The 17,042-nt window shown below is 60.3% G+C and carries 11 protein-coding genes; 7 read left to right on the forward strand and 4 right to left on the reverse strand.

The features are described 5' to 3' along the window. Window positions 1-83 precede the first annotated feature (83 nt). The gene (locus K6142_RS13130; protein ID WP_190243598.1) at window positions 84-842 is read right to left on the reverse strand and encodes a sulfite exporter TauE/SafE family protein; all 759 of its coding nucleotides are present in this window, start codon (window positions 840-842) and stop codon (window positions 84-86) included. Between the two features lie 1,795 nt (window positions 843-2,637). Between K6142_RS13130 and K6142_RS13135 the strand changes: the two genes are divergently transcribed. Genes K6142_RS13135 through K6142_RS13155 form a run of 5 tightly spaced genes read left to right on the forward strand, consistent with a single transcriptional unit; the run spans window position 2,638 to window position 7,771 of the window. Next, a complete protein-coding gene (locus K6142_RS13135) occupies window positions 2,638-4,107 on the forward strand; it encodes a sigma 54-interacting transcriptional regulator (RefSeq protein WP_190243597.1) in 1,470 nt (489 codons plus the stop codon). Window positions 4,108-4,153: 46 nt separating this feature from the next. Beyond that, window positions 4,154-5,284: an FtsX-like permease family protein gene (locus K6142_RS13140; protein WP_190243596.1), complete on the forward strand. Its 1,131-nt coding sequence runs from the start codon at window positions 4,154-4,156 to the stop codon at window positions 5,282-5,284. Further along, window positions 5,284-5,970 carry an ABC transporter ATP-binding protein gene (locus K6142_RS13145; RefSeq protein ID WP_190243595.1) on the forward strand — a complete coding sequence of 229 codons (687 nt, stop codon included), beginning with the start codon at window positions 5,284-5,286 and terminating at the stop codon, window positions 5,968-5,970. The genes K6142_RS13140 and K6142_RS13145 overlap by 1 nt, the downstream gene beginning before the upstream one ends. 8 nt (window positions 5,971-5,978) lie before the next feature. Continuing rightward, window positions 5,979-7,040 carry an HlyD family secretion protein gene (locus K6142_RS13150; protein WP_190243594.1) on the forward strand — a complete coding sequence of 354 codons (1,062 nt, stop codon included), beginning with the start codon at window positions 5,979-5,981 and terminating at the stop codon, window positions 7,038-7,040. 20 nt (window positions 7,041-7,060) lie between these two features. Next, window positions 7,061-7,771 (forward strand): CAAX prenyl protease-related protein, encoded by a 711-nt coding sequence (locus K6142_RS13155; RefSeq protein ID WP_190243593.1) that lies wholly within the window; start codon window positions 7,061-7,063, stop codon window positions 7,769-7,771. A gap of 176 nt (window positions 7,772-7,947) precedes the next feature. Here the strand turns inward: K6142_RS13155 and K6142_RS13160 are convergent, their stop codons facing one another. The 3 genes from K6142_RS13160 to K6142_RS13170 form a co-directional block, all read right to left on the reverse strand. Further along, window positions 7,948-8,802 (reverse strand): THxN family PEP-CTERM protein, encoded by an 855-nt coding sequence (locus K6142_RS13160; RefSeq protein WP_190243592.1) that lies wholly within the window; start codon window positions 8,800-8,802, stop codon window positions 7,948-7,950. A gap of 127 nt (window positions 8,803-8,929) precedes the next feature. After that, a complete protein-coding gene (locus K6142_RS13165; RefSeq protein ID WP_190243591.1) occupies window positions 8,930-9,793 on the reverse strand; it encodes a THxN family PEP-CTERM protein in 864 nt (287 codons plus the stop codon). 337 nt (window positions 9,794-10,130) lie between these two features. Next, window positions 10,131-13,037 carry a ThiF family adenylyltransferase gene (locus K6142_RS13170; RefSeq protein WP_190243590.1) on the reverse strand — a complete coding sequence of 969 codons (2,907 nt, stop codon included), beginning with the start codon at window positions 13,035-13,037 and terminating at the stop codon, window positions 10,131-10,133. 290 nt (window positions 13,038-13,327) lie between these two features. Between K6142_RS13170 and K6142_RS13175 the strand changes: the two genes are divergently transcribed. Together K6142_RS13175 and K6142_RS13180 are read left to right on the forward strand one after the other, a co-directional pair. Further along, on the forward strand, window positions 13,328-13,891 hold the full coding sequence (locus K6142_RS13175) for a hypothetical protein (protein ID WP_223290206.1): 564 nt from the start codon (window positions 13,328-13,330) through the stop codon (window positions 13,889-13,891). Window positions 13,892-14,382: 491 nt separating this feature from the next. Then, window positions 14,383-17,034: a tetratricopeptide repeat protein gene (locus tag K6142_RS13180; protein ID WP_190243588.1), complete on the forward strand. Its 2,652-nt coding sequence runs from the start codon at window positions 14,383-14,385 to the stop codon at window positions 17,032-17,034. The last annotated feature ends 8 nt before the right edge of the window (window positions 17,035-17,042 follow it).

Genomic DNA, 17,042 nt, shown 5'->3' on the forward strand with positions numbered 1-17,042 from the left:
CGTATATTGCTATTCTGTATTTAGTTCGTGTGGCGTGGATTTGCTTGCGTGTGTGTTATTTTGATGTTCAATTTGATGCATGGTTACAGTATGAGAAGTAATGACACGGAAAAAATGGCTACAAGAACGGACATTCTGAATATTTGATGGTTTGCTCTTTTGTTGAGAATGTTCCCTGCCAATGCTCCTATATATATTGCAGGTAATGAAAGAATGGCTGTCAATAGTGTTTGTGTGTCAAGTATTCCTATTTTTACATATGCAAATGTTTTGTATAGATTAGTTATTGCGAACGAGAGGACAATTGTTCCAACAAATACGCGGCGATTCTTTTGCGTGGACAGGAGGTGAAGTGACCATACCAATCCTCCTGCATGGCACATGACCGTGGCAATTCCCCCCAGCATGCCGTAAAAGACGGCGCTGTATCTTTCGATGCCAGGACGTGGGCGTGGCAGCAGGCGAGTGAAGGCCGTCACAATGTGCGACCGTGGAAAGAGCATGCCCATCGCATACGTCATGCCGAAGATGCCGACGCCCATCCGGAAGGCATGGCCGGGAATGATGGGAAGGAGCCACGTTCCCAGCAGCAGGCCGGGCACGGCCGGCACCAGCAACCACAGCAACTCTCGCGTGCTCGCCCATTCCTTCCAGTAGTTGCGCAAGCCTATGATGTCTGAGCCCAGCATTATGGGGGCGCCTATGCCCAATGCTATTTTTGCGGGAAACACCAGGCTGAGAACAGGAAGCAGAAAGATGCCCGAGCCGATTCCCACTCCGTTCTTGATGATGGCGGAGAGAAATCCCGCAATTGCTATTGTGGAAAGTTCCATGAAAGTCATTGTAGGTGTCCTGTCGTGCCCATTGGGAAGACGTGCTTGACTCTCGCCATGCAATCGAACGCTCGGCGTCGCGTATGGCTGACGTCGGTATTGCAATAGGTGGTCCATGGTTTGCCATGCGCGTATCATCGTGAATTAATTAAGAAAAAAGCCGCCACGGCGAGGGCGTGGGCGGCTTTGTGATCAAATGAGGCATTGTTGGTTGTTATTGGTCAAAATAGTCCAATAGTCGGCATGTGTGCTCTATGGCGCGGCACGCAACAGTCGACCGGCAACTGGATATGATCTGGTGTGTGGAGTGGCCCCTCACGATTTGCCCTGACATCCCGGCCAGCCTCGGGCGACCCGGCGATACCTTTCGAGTACGGCAGTGATGAAGAGCCGCTGAAAGGCCATCATCCATTTTGCCAGCGAGCATGGCCGGTACGGGTGTCGCGCCTCCAGCTTTGCTTTGGTGGGAAGGTTGGCTGGTGAGCCGCAAGTGCATTCGTGGGGGCTGGCCAGAGCGGGAAGGTCCGGCCATGCTCCATGGCAAGTCTGAGGGGGCGTGCAGGAGTGCCATGGAGCCCTGATGCACGGACGGGCGCGAGGGTGGGTGGCTCCAGCCTGCCGTGCCCCGTGGCTTCGAAGGCCGGGCCGTTGAGTCGGGTTGTCAGGCCGGGTAGTTGAGTCGGGTAGTTGAGCTGGGCGGCCAGTTGCCGGATGGCGCTGGGCCTGAGTGGGCGCGGCTCTCCCATGGGGGGGGCGCCCTTGGCGTGGTGGGTGGGGCTGGTGGTCCCGGCGCACCGCCACCATGCCTTGCCATAGGCGTTCCCTTTGAACCCGGCAGCCGAAAGCAGCAGCTTGCGGGCAGACGTGTTGCCCGACGCCGGAGCGCAACGGCGGCCATCATGAGTGATGGCCGTCGTGCTGCTTGTTCCATCCAGTCATGGCAGGGATGCCATGGCTGGATGTGCCGTTTCTGCGGGCTTGGGCTGCGGCAGAGGGGCGACTGGGGGGCGCTTGCTGCGCTGATGCGGCAGGGGGGGGGGGCGCTGGGGCCGCGGGTGACGAGCTTGTTGCGTTTTCTTTGGGCGGTAAGGTGCGCGTAGTCTGGTTGCACCCGCGTGATGCGTGCAGCAGGCCGACGGCTGCGCTTTGTGTGCTGGGAATCGTCGTTACGGGGGGAGGGCTGGCGACTCATCCTTGGGATTCGATGTGAGCTCTGTAGGTGATCCCACTGTGCTCATGGCGCATATGGACCAAACGCCACCCCAACGACAGGAGGTCTGTCGGCCTCTTTTGAAGGGAGCGGACCGGTTTGCGCCGGAGGCGGTTTGGGGAGCTGGGGATCGTCAGCCGCTCGGGCTGGTGCCTGATTATGTTTGCGGCCCGCACCTTGTGAGGTTGCGGGCCGCCTGCAGCCGATTATCGGCCTTGTATATGGGGGGGGCAAGGCGGGATCCTCCGCTGCAGTTTTGCCCGGCCATCGGGTAAGCGCCGGACCGTGGCGAGCCTTAGGGGGGGCAAGGTCACCACTTCTGTTGAAAACTACTCTGCAAAGTCAGTGGAAGCTATTAGATTGATAATTGCACAGGAAGATAAAAAATAACGCTTTTGAGTGGTGTTGCTTTCTAATTGACAATATTTCACGTGGTGTAAATAGTGTATCATCAACTGGTTTTTTTGTTGGCATAGTTGTGTTTTTATATTTGAATTGTGTTTATTTGGCGTGGTAGTGCGGTCCGCGCTTGGTGTGGGCATGTGCTTGTGTCGAGTGTTGTAATTGTCTTTTTCCTTTGGAAAGGGACTGAGAATGGCCAGTATTCTGATGATCGGGTATCAGGCGGACTTGTATGCCCATCTGTCTCGCCTGCTTGTCCGTGAAGGGCATACGCTGCATCTCGCCTCATCGTTCGACGAGGGGGTGGAATACTGCGATTCGTTCCAGTGCTGTCTTGTGGTGCTTGAGGAGGGTGTAGTCCCTGTAATGTCAGTTGCAATATCAACTTTGCGTTCAATGTCTGCATCTCCGCATGTTGTGGTGGTTTCTGAACGGTATGATGCGAATTTTGGGCAGGAGGTTATTCTTGGTGGCGCACTGAATTATATGCAAAAGGGAACTGCTCCTCGTGCAATATGCGCATTGATAAGTCATCTTCCGGGCATATCTGCTGATGAAAATCATGTTTCGTCGTTTCGAGAGTTTGGTATTTACGGTAGCTCTGCCAAGCTTCAGGTGCAACTTAGTATAATAAGCCGTTCTCGCAGTGCGGATGTCAATGTGTTGTTGCAAGGCGAAACGGGCACGGGGAAAGAGTTGTTTGCCAAGGCCATCCACCGGATGAGTCCACGGAAGGATGGCCCGTTGATTACTGTGGATTGTGCCTCTTTGCCTGAGCATCTCGTTGAAAGTTTGCTCTTGGGGTATTCGCAGGGCGCATTTACCGGAGCGGCCCGGTCGCGGGTGGGACTCATCAAGCAGGCAGACGGGGGTACCCTGTTTCTGGACGAGGTGGGCGAGTTGCCTCTGGCGCTGCAGAAGAAGTTTCTGCGTGTCTTGCACGAGCGGCGCTATCGCCCCGTGGGCGGGGGCAAGGAAGAGACAAGCAACTTCAGGCTGGTGGCGGCGACCAACAGGGATTTGCAGGAAATGGTCCGGCTGGGGACGTTCCGCGATGACCTGCTGTACCGTATCGGTACGATGAAAGTGTTGCTTCCTCCATTGCGTGAGCGAGGCGCGGACGTGATCGAGATAGCCGAACATCTGCTGGAGGCGAGAGCCGCGGCCAATGGCGGCAGCCCACGGCAGATGTCGGCGGACTTCAAGGCCCGCTTGCTGGCGTATCCGTGGCCGGGGAACATTCGGGAACTCGTCAACGTCATAGATTGCACGCTGGCAGTGGCCACGGATGGCGATGTGCTGTTTGCCGAGCATCTGCCCGCGACGATTCATGCGGGGATGCTGCAAGCCAGCAATCATGCGTGGTCCGGCCCCAGGCAGGGGGCTGCCCACAGGCGGGACGGGATGGCGCAAGGCCCGGCTGTAGTGGATGATGATGCGCGCCTGCATTCTGGAGAGGATATTGCGGTCTCCATTTCGCGGCCGCATGTCATTCCTTCATTTCGCGAGGCGAAGCGCGAGGCGATGGAGAGTTTCGAACGGACCTACCTTTCCAAGTTGTATGCAGAGGCTCAGGGTAATGTGCATAATGCATGCGCATTGTCGAACCTGTCCCGGGCCAGGCTGTATGAACTGATGAGGAAGTACGATCTGCTGAATTGATATTTATGTTGCCGTCATCGTTCTTCGGCCTTGCAGGATCGCAGTCATGATTCTCGAAATTGCGTGCCGCAATCTTTTTCACGACCGCGTAAGGCTCGTCGTGACACTTACAGGCATCGTCTTTGCCGTGGTGCTGGTAACGATACAGTGCGGGCTTTTTCTGGGGTTCATCACCACCATCTCTGGCGTGGTGGACAACAGTCAGGCCGACTTGTGGGTGACCTCGCGCGGGGTCAAGACGTTCGACATCGCCATGCCCATGCCCGAAAGCCGGGTACAGCAGGTTCTGGGGGTAGAGGGGGTGGCGGACGCCGCAGGGATGGTCGTGGACTTCTCTTTCTGGAAGAAGCCGGATGGCGGGCAGGAGTCCATAGAAATCATCGCCTTTGAGAAACGCAAAGGCCTTGGTGGTCCATGGAACATGATCGAGGGTGATGCAACGCGCCTGGACGCCGAGGACTCGGTGATAATGGACACCCTCTATCTGGAAAAACTGGGCGTCACTTCACTTGGCGAACAGGTTGAAATAGTGGCCCATCGAGCCAGGGTGATGGGCTTCACCATCGGCATTCGCTCCTTCACCACATCGCCCTACGTATTCACCGACTACCGCAACGGGCATCTCTATTCGCGGTTCGCCCCGGGGCAGATCACCTACGTGCTGGTCAAGGCGGATCCGGGCGCGGATATGGACGAGTTGCGAAGGCGCATCGCCGGGCAGGTCGCGCATGTGGATGTGTTTACCACCCGGGAATTCAGCCAGAAAACCCGCGAGTACTGGATGCTCAGCACCGGGGCGGGTGGGGCCTTGGTGCTGGCCGCACTGCTGGGCCTGGTGGTCGGCATGGTCATCGTTGCCCAGACGCTGTATGCGACCACAATGGACCACCTGCCCGAATTCGCCACGCTGAAGGCCATGGGCGCGCCTGACGGGTACATCCTGCGCATCATCATGGGGCAGGCGGTGATCAGTGCGTTGCTGGGCTACGGCCTGGGCATGGGGATCTGTTTCACCATCGCACATCTGCGCCGCTACGGAGAAACCGCCATCATCCTGTCGCCTGCCCTGGCGCTGGGCATGTTCTTTCTCACGCTTTTCATGTGCGTTGCGGCGTCCGTGATCTCCATCCGCAAGGTGCTGGTCATCGATCCCGCCATTGTGTTCAAGGGGCGCTGATGGAATCCCGGCCATTACTTGAAGTGCGTGACGTGAGCATGGTTTTCGGCAGTGGGGAGAATGCCCAGTATGCCCTGCGCGACGTGGACCTGGCCGTGCATGACGGAGAGGTGCTGATGCTGCGTGGTCCGTCGGGCAGTGGCAAGACGACGTTGTTGTCCATAATGGGCGGCATTCTTTCTCCCACCAGCGGCGAAGTGTTCGTTGACGGGCATGCGATGACGAAGCGGTCCACGGCAGAGACATCCGCCCTGCGACTTCAGTACTTCGGTTTCATCTTTCAGGATTACAACCTGTTCCCGACGCTTTCCTGTTCGCAGAACATCCAGGTGGCCCTGGACCTGCGTGGCATTGGCAGGGGGGATGCGCGACGGATCGCCGCCCGGACCCTGCAAGAGGTTGGCCTGGGGAACAAGCAGGACGAGATGCCGGCCAAGCTCAGCGGGGGCCAGAAGCAGCGTTTGGCGGTTGCGCGAGCCCTGGCGGGGTCGCCCAAGGTTATGCTTGCCGACGAACCGACAGCGGCGCTTGATTCGGCGAATGGCCTCATGATCATGGCGTTGCTGCGCGACCTTGCACACGCGCGCGGTCGCGCCGTTGTCGTGGTGACCCACGATGACCGTATCATGCCGTATGCCGATCGGGTCGTGCACATCGAAGATGGACGGATAAAGGTCCCGGGGTGAGGTGCGCCATGAAGCCCAGGCTGATTGTCTTTGCCGCGCTTGTCGGCGTGGCGTCGGTGCTCGCGTTTTCAAGGTCGGTACAGCCGCCGCTGAACGGGCTCATGCCGCGCACGTCCGCGGCGGCGGCCCTTGAGGAGCGGAAGCAGGGGTGGATAGTCGCCTCCGGAAGGGTCGAGCCGGTGACCAAGGAACTGGTGCTTGGCTTCGAGACCAGCGGGGTCATCGAAACGCTGCACGTGGCCGAGGGTGACAAGGTCGAACAGGGGCAGTTGCTCGCCCGCCTTCGCAACGAAGTGGAACTGGCCCAGCTTGACGAGGCGCGCGCCAATGCGCTTGCCGCACGAATGGAACTGGAGAAGCTGACCAACGGGGCCAGGCCGGAGGAAAAGGGAGAGGCGCAGGCCAGGGAGCGCCGGGCGCTCAAGGTGTTCGAGCAGGCCCGGCAGGAAGCGGCGCGGCGTCAGCGGCTGCGTTTTCAGGACGCCATCTCCAGGGAGGACATGGAACGTGCCCAGCGCGACATGGACGTGGCGAAGCAGGAGTACGACGCCGCCTGGCAGCAGCTGAAGCTGGTCGAGGACATGTACCGGCGGGAAGACGTGGCCAAGGCAGGACATCAGCTGGCCGCCGCCGAGGCAGCCGTCCGGGTGGCCGAGTCCACACTGCGCCGCATGGACCTGCGGTCTCCGGTGGCCGGAACGGTGTTGAGGGTGTTCGGAGAGGCGGGCGAAGTCTTTTCGCTCTTCGCTCCCTCGCCCGTGATCAGCGTCGGTGACATTGCGGCGCTCAACGTCAGGACAGAAGTGGATGAACGGGACATCGGCCGCGTCCGGGTGGGGCAGGCCGCGTACGTGAGGGCCGATGCCTATGGAAAGGAACGGTTCGGCGGCAAGATAAGCCGCGTGGTGCTCAGCCTGACGCCCAAGACGCTGCGCACCGGCAACCCGTCGGAACCGGTGGACCGGAGTGTGCTTGAGGTGTTGATCACGCTCGACGCGCCCGGCCCGCTCGTCAGTGGATTGCGGGTGGATGCCTACATCGATGCCTCGGCACTCCCCTTGCCGCAATGACGTTTCCAGGGCGCACCAGCATGCCGTTGCTCACGGAGCATCCCGCGCAGACCTCTGCGGCGCCGCCGGGCGAGATAGCCTGGCGAGTGGCGCCGTTCGCCGTTTACATGGTGTTCACGGCAATTGCAGAGGTTTCCACATTGCTCGGCCTGCCGTTTTCAGGCGCATGGGCGGGTGCGCTCTATCCGGTAAGGGCCGTTTGCGTGGCGGTGGCGTTGGTGGTGTGCCTGCCGAGGTGCCCGGAACTCATGCCGAAGGATATGACCGGGCGTGGCATTCTGTTCGCATCCATGGTGGGCGTGGCGGTATTTGCGGCGTGGCTGGCCCTTGATGTGCCGTGGGGCCGGGTGGGAACGCCCGTTGCCTTTCCGCATCGGGCCTGGGGCGATGATGCACGCCCCCTGCTGCTCGCCATCCGGTTCCTTGGGGCTGCCGTACTGGTTCCCCTGGCGGAGGAACTGTTCTGGCGCTCCTTCCTGATGCGCCACATTCAGGGCGGGGATTTTCGCACGGTGCCGCTGTCCCGCTTCCATCCCTTGTCATTCATTGCCGTGACCGTGCTTTTCGGCCTGGAACATCACCTGTTGGTGGCGGGCATGCTGGCCGGGGCAGCATACAACATGGTGGCCTTGCGGACGGGAAGCCTTGGGTGCTGCGTTCTGGCGCATGCCGTGACCAACGCGCTGCTCGGCCTGTGGGTGTTGTATGCGGGCGCATGGGAGTTGTGGTAGCTGCGCCTTGCTTTGCCAGTCGCTTCGTGTGCCATTCGTTCCGTGCGCCAGTCGCTTGGTGTGCGGGCGATGGGCATGATGATGTTTGATTCCGGGATGCCCCGGTTTTTTCGCGGCATGGAAAAGCGGAGCCCCATCAGGGACTCCGCTTTTGTTCTTGTCGGGTGGCGGGGGGGCTAGGCAGTGCGCCTTGCGCGCCGCAAAAGCAGGGCCAGGCCCCCGAGCCCGATGCCCATCAGCAGCGCCGAAGCGGGTTCGGGCGTCGGAAGGGCACGGATGGTCAGCAGCGTGTCGTGGACGGTGGTAGCGCCTTCGGATGTCACCCAGCCCACGGCATCCGCGGCAAGACCAAGGGCGGCGCGGTATGCAGCGGGAATGGGGGAGAAGGACTTGGTGAAGTCCATCACGTAGTCGATGCCGTAAAAGTGGAAGACTTCCTGGGTCACTTCGGGGTTGAGCAGCACGAACACGTCGTTGGGGGTGCTGCTGTTGTTGGGGGTTTCATAGAAGGCGAAGTCCAGGGACGTGGAGAATACCGGCAGCGCACTGCCACCCACGGGCGTAAGCTTCAGGATCGCGCGGACGATGCCTCTCGCCAGGTCCAGGTTGCTTGCCGGGATTGCGTTGTTGTTGTGCGTGAGAACAAGTCCGACCTTGGCGGCACCGTTGGTGTCGATTATGCCACTGGTCGCGGCAATGACGATTGAGCTCAGTGGGTTGACGTTCTCGTGTATATACCTTCTGCCATTATAGTAATAGTCTCCCCAGCTTAGTTTTGAGTAGCCGGTGACGCTTTTTGCAGGATCGACAAGGACGCCGCCATCGTAGTTGTAGGTAAGTGTCTTTTCGATGCTGCCGGTTATGCCGTTTGTGCTGTCGCCGTATACGTTGGTATCGTTCAGCGTGTTGGTCCACTCAACGAATACTCCGTCGACGGTGTAATTCCACTGGGTGACGATGCTGGCCGATGCGGATGTCTGGAGCAACAGGGGGATAAGCAGGGCCAAGAAGAATGTGACTAGGCGTTTCATGGCATGAACTCCTGCTGGGTATACCGAGCCGTCATTTGACCAGGAGCCCTCCTTTCGAGGACTCCTGGTCGTTGTGCTGGTTTGAGGGAGCGACTGTCAGGAATTCCGACAGGCCGCCCGGGTCATGTCAGGTGCGGGCGTGCCGACGGAGGCCGAAGAGGCCCAGGAGGCCGAGCCCCATCAGGATGATGGAGGTGGGCTCCGGAGTGGGCAGCGCCGTGATGCTGAGGAACGTGTCGTGCGTGGTGAGCGCGTTCTCGGAGGTTATCCAGCCCACGGTGCCGGGATCCAGGCCGAGCAGCGCAAGGTACGCATCGGGGATCAGCCCGAACGATTCGCCGAAGCTGAACACGTAGTCGACGCCGTAGTAGTGGAACGTCTCCTCGGTCACTTCCGGGTTCAGCAGGACGAACACGTCATTTTCGGTGGGCGTGCCGTTCGGGGTTTCAAAGAACAGGAAGTCCAGCGTGGTGGAAAAGACGGGCAGCGGGGGGAAGCCCGAAGGGGTAAGCTCGAGAATGGCGCGAACCATGCCGGATTCAAGCTGGATCGAACCGCCCAGGATCACGTTGTTGTCATGGTACAACTGCATGCCAAGCGAGGCCGGACCGTCGGTAATGAGGGTGCCACTGTTCGGGGTGATGCCGATGGAACTCAGCGCGGCGCCCGGCACCTGCGAGTATACGGGACCCGGACCGCTCCAGACATAATCGCCCCAGGAAAGCTTCGAGTATCCTTCGGCATACGTGCCCGGAGGGACGGGGACGCCCGCGTCCAGATCGTATGCCAGATACTTGTAGTCCGCCGCGCTGGTGGTGATGCCCTGCACCGGCGAACCGTAATTGCCGCTGGTGCCCACGGTGGTTGACCAATTGATGAAAGCGCCATCGACCGTGTAATCCCACGACGCGATGGGGGACGCCCAGGCACTGGCCATCATCATTGCCGAGATGATGATAGTGCTGCAAATGGTTGATACGATGCGGTTCATCTCACGTGCTCCTTGTCTCGAAAATTTATGAAGGCCGCCAAGGTTGATGGCCCGTGAAAAGCAAGCGTTGTACCAATTGGTATTTCATTTTTTGTTATAGCGTGTTGCGGTGTGTTTTGGGCTTGATTTCAGGGCCCGAATGGAAGGCGGAATGTTAACCTATCCGACAAGCAGCGCGGAACAACGCGCGGGGATGGGGCCGGGATGGGCGTATCGTGCGGCATAAGGCCGCCGACAGCGTGTTGTCTTTTCCGACATGCGGGGGCGCGGGGGCGGGGTGACGGAGGAACGCCTTCGGCCCGGAACCGTATGACGGTTCCGGGCTTGGGCGGCAGGATCAGGCCCTGCTGTCGGGAAGCAGGATTTCCGACAGGGCCAGCCGATAGGTGCCGTGCCGGATGGCGGGCCCGATGCCGGTCCGGAACAGCATGACCGGCAGTTTGTCCGAAGGATGCGGCAATGCCTCGGCAAGCAGACGCCACGCCTTTTCCAGCAGGGATGCATGGCAAGGCGAAAGTGTTTCCGCGTCCCCCAGGCGAATGCGCAGGTGCAGCAGCGGCAGGGCGGCAAGAGGCTGCAATGCGTAGCCCATGTGCTCCAGGGCGCACCATGCGCGTTGCCAGGCCATGCCCGCGCGGACAATGTCCGCCTCGGCCTCTCCGTTGGCCAGCAGCAGCGCCACGCCACCACTGCGCAGAACGCTGAGCGCACCGTGCAGCGGCATGAGCCTGCCGAGCCCGACCTGGTTTGCCGCATGCATGGCGGACCATGGCCGCAGGCTGCGCAGGTACATCTCGCCCAGTGGGCCCGCCTCCAGATTGCCTAGGGGCAGCCCGTCGCCGTAGGGCCCCTGCTGTGGTTCGAAGCGGATGAAGCGCATCAGGTGTTCGTGCAGATCGGACCGTTCCACGCGTACCCTGTCGGCAAGGTAGACGGCCTTGGCCAGAATCTTGCGCTGCGCCGGGTCGGCAGCCCAGGCCAGTGTCGCATCCTGCTGTTCGTCCACGATGTGGTCAACCCGGTCGCGCACGGCGGGCGGTATGGGGCAGGCCGAATACATGCGCCGGTTGGTATGCCGCCGCCAGAGGGCCGCCGCCATGATTTCGTGGCTTTGCACTCCGACCGGGGTGCAGTGAAGCGACGCCACGCGGTTGTGGTCTTGTTCGTCGGGGAACAGTGAAAGATCGGCGTCCAGCCCGACACTGCCAGCGGCAAAAACGGCATTCTGCACGGCCGCCCCGCAGGCAAGCAGTGTGGCGACCTGCCGGTAATTGAAGAAGGAATCGTCCGCATGCCTTGCCGCGTGGATGTGTATGCCGGTTTCGTGCAGGGCGATGCGCCATGGCTGCACGTTGTCGCCTGAGGGCGCCCGGGTGGCAGCCTGCGCGATGTATTCCAGCGTTGCGGGCGGGATGTCCTGGCGCAGCCCCATCATTTCCGGATCAGGGGGGCGCGGGGCGCCGGTGCGCGGCGTGCCGAGAAAGAACCGTCGGGCGATGGCAAGCTTCAGCCGTTGCAAGGGGGACCGCAGGCCCTGGCGCAGCTTTCCGGTGGTGAATCGCCCCGTGAGCGGGTCGAATTGGCGAAAGTACGGCGTCGGCCTGATCCCTTTCTTGCCCAACAGCAGGCGGACCGCCTCCGTGCCGGCCATGCCCGCGCATATGTGGCAGGCGATGTCCAGCGAGGGGCCCCGGCGATCATGCAGGCTGACGAATCGCCTGTCCATGTAGCCAAGGTGGGCCGGGCGGGGCGCCAGCCCCATGCCGAAGCGCAGATATCCCTCCATTTTCTCGGTGTGTTCCGTGATGTCGAAGTAGTCGTCAAAGTTCATGCCGCCCGGCGTGAATACCAGCAGGGCGCACGAGAACCCGAGCGGCGCGGCGGTAATGACGGGAATGCCCAGCGCAAGGGCGCGGTTGAACAATTGACGGCGTATGTCGAGCGCAAAAAAGTCTATGCCATCCACCACCAGGTTGACATCCTTGAGGAAATCGTCGAGCGAGGTTGCGGAAATGCCCCCGGGAAAGGCGCGGATGTCCATGAACGGATTCACGCTGAGCGCGCGCTCGGTCATGACGTCGAGCTTGTTTCTCCCGAAGCTGGCGATGCTCGCCCCGTATTGTCTGTTGATGTTGACGGGCGAGTAAGCGTCGAAGTCGGCCAGGTTGAAATTGCCGATTCCGGTGCGGGCAAGCGTCATCAGGTGCACGCCGCCTACGCCACCCAGCCCCGCAATGGCCACGCGTGAGCCGAGCAGCTTGCGCTGCCCGGCGTAGTCCACCAACCCCAGGTTTCTGCAAAAGGCCACATCCGAGTACGCGTCCCGGGTTTCGAGCTTGAGCATGTCCAGCGGGACGCCGCTGGGTGTTTCGGGGTGGACGGGGTGTGTCGAGAAGTGGTTGAACAGGGCCCGGTGGTAGATGGTTTCGATGAAGTCGCGCTGCTCTTCGGCCAACTGGTCCAGAAGTTCCGGGCGTTGGCGCAGCAGATGATAGGCGGTGTACGGATCAAGGGGCTGGTCCCGCTTGACGGGGTTGTCCTTGGTATCCGTCTCTCCACTGTTCATGCGGACGAAGAACGTGAAGAGGTTGGTATCGAAGTCGTCGGAGTTGCCGTACTTTTCCTTGAGTTCATCCATGGTCTCGGAAAGGTTTATGCGTAATGCCACGGCAGGGGCATTCACGGAATCGTAATGGCGCACTTCTCCAAACGGCTTGAACAGGAATATCTGCGTATAGAAATTCACATGCTTGGGGTTTACGGTAATGACGATGTCGTCGAAACTGGACATGATGGAGTACTGGAACATGGCCTTCGCAAGATAGACCATGAGGTTTGTCCACCTGCGTGTGTACTGCGTCGCAAGTGATCCGACTTCGGCAATGATCCTTCCCTTGTCCCGCAGCGTGTCGAGTTCGGGCTTGTACAAGGCGTCCATGGGAAGCCCGAACAAGTCAGAGTCTGGTATGTGCGATAGCGTGCAGAGCACGTCGTTGTAGCTTTTGAAGACGAAAACGGAAGTTTGCGGCAGCATGCTCCAGATGGTGTAGTGCATGAGAGACGGGTGCGGCCTGGTGTAGCCAGAGCGCAGGTACTCTTCATACACAAGGCGGAACGCCCTCGTATATTCGTCGGGCGTTTCCGCTATTTTTATGGCTGGCCTGTCCAGGGAGCCCAGTTTGCACTGGAGCAGGGAAGACCGCTTGATGCGAATGGTGCGTCTTTTGTCGGCGATTGCGAGCATGGTGGCCTCTGTGTGGCTGATCTGCGCGTTGTGCCTTTGGTGGGGCTCAAGCCAGTTTCATGCCAGTGGAGTGCCGGTGCGAGGTTTTTCGACAGCAGGGTGTCGCTTTTGCGTGGTAGTGATTTGTAATGATCCGAGATTGTTTGTTTTGTGTTTGGCATGAATGTGGCATGGAGTATGGTGGCAACGCGGTGCGCCGAGGTTCTGTTCGCGGAGTACAATGATGTTCAGCATGATTGGTATGCGAACCACTTAAAGGCGGAAATTCCGTAAGTGAGGGCGCTGTTGTGATGAGTGTTGAAGTAGATATGCAAGCAGGGGCGCGGCTCGCAAATGTTTCTGAATGTCTGAAGTGTCCACCTGGGCAGATTGCTTCCGGAATACTGAATACGTTCTTTGAAAGTGGATATGTTGGCTATATGAATAGTGATATTGAGAAAAGGAGGGTTCATCGCAAGTTTGCGAAAATTGATGCCATAGCGCATGTTTCTGAAGGTGCAAATCAGTACAGATGTACCCCGACTGTCATAAGGAATATCTCTTTATGTGGTTTCAGGGCGGAGATACATCAAGCATGCGGTGAATACGAAAAGGTCATGAGAGAGGCAGGCGCTTTCGAATTGATGTTTACATTTCCTGCGGATGAAGATGTTGTGACGTTCAATTGCCAGATACGTTACATGGCTGTTGGTGACAGGGTGGTGGTGGGTGGGGCGTTTGTAACGCCTGATATCATTTCACTTCGTGCGTTGGTGAAATACCTGCTGTCACAGCAGGCCGAAGATGGACACGACGCTGTGGTGTGTCGAGAGAATTTACAGGTGTCGGATTTTCCGACAAGCGGAACGGCATGAACATTCTGCGCCGAGCCGGTTCTGTATTGTAACAATTGTGCGGGCGGGGGGGCGCAGGGGCAGGTCATCCAGGTTCGCCGGGTGCATGAAATACAGGCGCGTACGGCATTGCCGTATGCCCGGCAGGGCGTGGCGTGTGAGTGGCCGGTTGCGTTGCGTCGCGTGTAGGGGATGCCCGCACCCGGCAGGTAGGTTCCGGTGCGTTTGTTGTTGTCGGAACGGTCGTGGGTGTCTTTGCCTTCGCCGTGTTGGTTTCACGCGGAATCAACGGGTGTGGGCAGAGGCTTTTTTTTGTCCAGCTTATCACGACCAGCGTCCAGTTTATCATGCGAGTCTTGGTTATCAATACGTAATACGGAAAAGTCTAGAATGTATTTTTTATAATACGGTAAAATATAGAACCATTTTTTGTGCATATTCGGCGCGACCAACTGGCATGGTATTGGCTCTTATAGGGGACACATCCGTTTTTCGAGAAACCGGAGGCCCCTGTGTGGAACAATCTTCGCTGGATCGTTTGCTGGGTCGTGGTCATGCTGTCCGTTTCGGGTTGCGGAACCGACAAGGCCGGGGACTTCCTGTCCGAAGGGCGCAAGCTGATGGGGCAAGGCAACCCGGCTGGCGCCGTGGTGCTCTTCAAGAATGCGCTGGAAAAGGATCCCGGCGACTACACGCTGCATCTTGAACTGGGCCGCGCCTACTATGCGCTTGGCAAGATTGATCTGGCCGAGAACGAGCTTCAGAAGTGCTACCGGCAGCAGCCAAATGACCCGGCGCTGAATCTCGCCCTGGGCGAAGTGTACGTTGCGCGCAACCTTCCGGACCAGGCGCTTGTTCATGTCCAGAAGTTCGAGGAGCATGCCGGTGCCACCGCTGCCTCGCGCGAGTTGGCTGGGCTTGCCTATGGCCAGGCCAGGCGCCCGGAAGAAGCGCGCAAGGCCCTGGAGCAGGCATTCAGCCTTGATCCCAAGTGCATATCCGCTCGGTTGGCGTTGGGGCGCCTTTTCCTGTACCGGGGCGACCTGCGCGCGGCTTCTTCCGTGCTGCAAGAGGCCCTTTCCATCGGTCCCGATGACTCGGCGGCCCTTGCGCTTCAGGGCGACATCCTGTTGCGGCAGGGAGAGACGGACAAGGCGCTTTCCCTGTTCCGCAGGGTCACCCAGTTGACCCCCCTTGATGAAAACGCCCGGTACATGGTGGGCGTGCTCCAGTTGCAGCTTGGCAACGAGGCCGAGGCCGCGCAGACGGCCGCCGCCATGCGCGCGGACTTCAAGGACAGCGCCCTGGTGTTCCTGTTGGAGGGCGCCCTGGCCGCCACCAGGAAGGACTTCTCCGAAGCCGCCACCCTCCTGCAACGCAGCGTGGCGCTGCGCCCCAGCGTGGAGGGCTACTACAAGCTGGGGATGGCGCTCTATGCCAAGGGCGATCTGGAAATGGCCCTGAGCCAGTTCAACACGGTGCTGGCATCCACCCCGGACCATGACGCGGCCCGGCGGATGGTATGCACCATCCTGCTTGCCCAGCGCCGCCTGGACGAGGCGATGCAGGAGGCCCGGAAGCTTCTCGACAGGAATCCGGGAGACGCCAACGCCCATTTCCTGATGGCCGGGGTGCTTCTGGCCGGAAAGGACAAGCGAGGCGCCGAGAAAGAACTGGAGGCCGGTCTGGCCCAGGAGCCGGCCCACATCGGCGCCCTGTTGCAGCTCAGCACGCTGAAGCAGTCGGAAGGAAGGACGGACGAGGCCCTGGCGGACCTGCGCACCGCCGTGGTCGCGGCCCCGGACAACATCATCGCCCGCAACGCGCTGTATTCCTTCCACTTGGGCCGAGGTGAAATGGACAAGGCGGAGAAGGTCGTCCTCGAAGGGGTGAACAACACCCCGCAGGACGCCGTGCTGTATACGATGCTTGTCCCTCTCTATGCCAATGCGGGCAAGGAGGCCAAGGCGCTTGACGCGGTGGCCAAAGCCCACCGGGCCGATCCGGCATTTGCCGATGCATATCTTGCCGGTCTGCGCGTCCATGCCGGGGCGGGCAGGGTGGAGCAGGCGCTGGCCGAGAGCGAGGCGTATCTTGCCGTTTCGCCCGACTCTCCGGGCTTCCTTGTGGCGTCCGGGGCGCTGCTTGATCTGCTGGGCAGGACGGCCGAGGCGGATGCGCGGTTCGACAGGGCGCTCGCGAGCAAGGACCGCCAGGTTGTGCTTGTGGTCGCCAACCGTGCCGCTGCGACAGGGCGCACCGACAAGGCGAGGCAGGTTCTGGAGGCGGCGTTGCAGGCTGACAGCCAGGAAGACCTGCGCGAGGCGCTCGCCGTGCTGCTGGTGCGGGAGAACAAGCCGGATGCCGCGCTTGCCCTTTACAGCAGCATCGAGGCGCAACGACCGCGCGAAGCCCTGATCGGCCGCTATCGCCTGCTTACCCACATGCGGCGCAACCAGGAGGCCGCCGAGACGGCACGCACGCTTGGCCTGCGGGAAGGCGGTTCGTCGTTGCCGACCATGCTCGAAGCCTATGCGCTTGAACGCATGCAGCAGCGCGAACAGGGAATCCAGCTTCTTGATGCGGCGTATCGCCAGAAGGGAAGCGCGGATCTGCTGCTGGCGATGGGGGGGATGCTGGAGCGAGGCGGGGATCTTGCCCGGGCCGAAGCCTGCTACAAGGACGCCCTGAAGGTCCAGCCCGACGATGTGCCGACCCTGCTGGCCATGGGCACGCTGCAGATGCGCCGCAAGGCATACTCCAAGTCCGTTCCCGTCTACGAAAAGGCTTTGCGCCTGGCTCCGGCCAATGTCGTGGCCATGAACAACCTGGCCATGGCCTATTTGCAACAGAACGGCCGGGCGCAGATGGCCTTGCAGCTGGCCCTTCAGGCGTACACGCATTCTCCCGAGAATCCCGAGGTGCTTGATACCCTTGGCACCTGCATGATGGCCAACGGCAGGGCCGACGAGGCCTCCCGGGCATATGGCCGCGCGGTGGCGGCGGCGCCTGAAAACCCCACGCTGCGCTACCACCATGCGGAGGCGCACTTCAAGGCCGGGCGCAAGGGCAAGGCCGCGGAAGAACTGCGCGTGGCCCTTCAGACCCCCGACTTTCCCGAGGCGGCGCAAGCCAGGGAATTGCTGCGCAAAGCCGGCAACTGACGAGGTTG

Origin of the sequence: Nitratidesulfovibrio sp. SRB-5 (assembly GCF_019931275.1) — a bacterium.
In the GTDB taxonomy this organism is placed as follows: domain Bacteria; phylum Desulfobacterota; class Desulfovibrionia; order Desulfovibrionales; family Desulfovibrionaceae; genus Cupidesulfovibrio.

Bases quoted from the DNA above. Each gene is read 5' to 3' on its own strand.
- K6142_RS13155 (WP_190243593.1), top strand. From the start codon at position 7,061: ATGCCGTTGCTCACGGAGCATCCCGCGCAGACCTCTGCGGCGCCGCCG.
- K6142_RS13165 (WP_190243591.1), bottom strand. From the start codon at position 9,793: ATGAACCGCATCGTATCAACCATTTGCAGCACTATCATCATCTCGGCA.
- K6142_RS13175 (WP_223290206.1), top strand. From the start codon at position 13,328: ATGAGTGTTGAAGTAGATATGCAAGCAGGGGCGCGGCTCGCAAATGTT.
- K6142_RS13135 (WP_190243597.1), top strand. From the start codon at position 2,638: ATGGCCAGTATTCTGATGATCGGGTATCAGGCGGACTTGTATGCCCAT.
- K6142_RS13145 (WP_190243595.1), top strand. From the start codon at position 5,284: ATGGAATCCCGGCCATTACTTGAAGTGCGTGACGTGAGCATGGTTTTC.
- K6142_RS13140 (WP_190243596.1), top strand. From the start codon at position 4,154: ATGATTCTCGAAATTGCGTGCCGCAATCTTTTTCACGACCGCGTAAGG.
- K6142_RS13160 (WP_190243592.1), bottom strand. From the start codon at position 8,802: ATGAAACGCCTAGTCACATTCTTCTTGGCCCTGCTTATCCCCCTGTTG.
- K6142_RS13130 (WP_190243598.1), bottom strand. From the start codon at position 842: ATGACTTTCATGGAACTTTCCACAATAGCAATTGCGGGATTTCTCTCC.
- K6142_RS13170 (WP_190243590.1), bottom strand. From the start codon at position 13,037: ATGCTCGCAATCGCCGACAAAAGACGCACCATTCGCATCAAGCGGTCT.
- K6142_RS13150 (WP_190243594.1), top strand. From the start codon at position 5,979: ATGAAGCCCAGGCTGATTGTCTTTGCCGCGCTTGTCGGCGTGGCGTCG.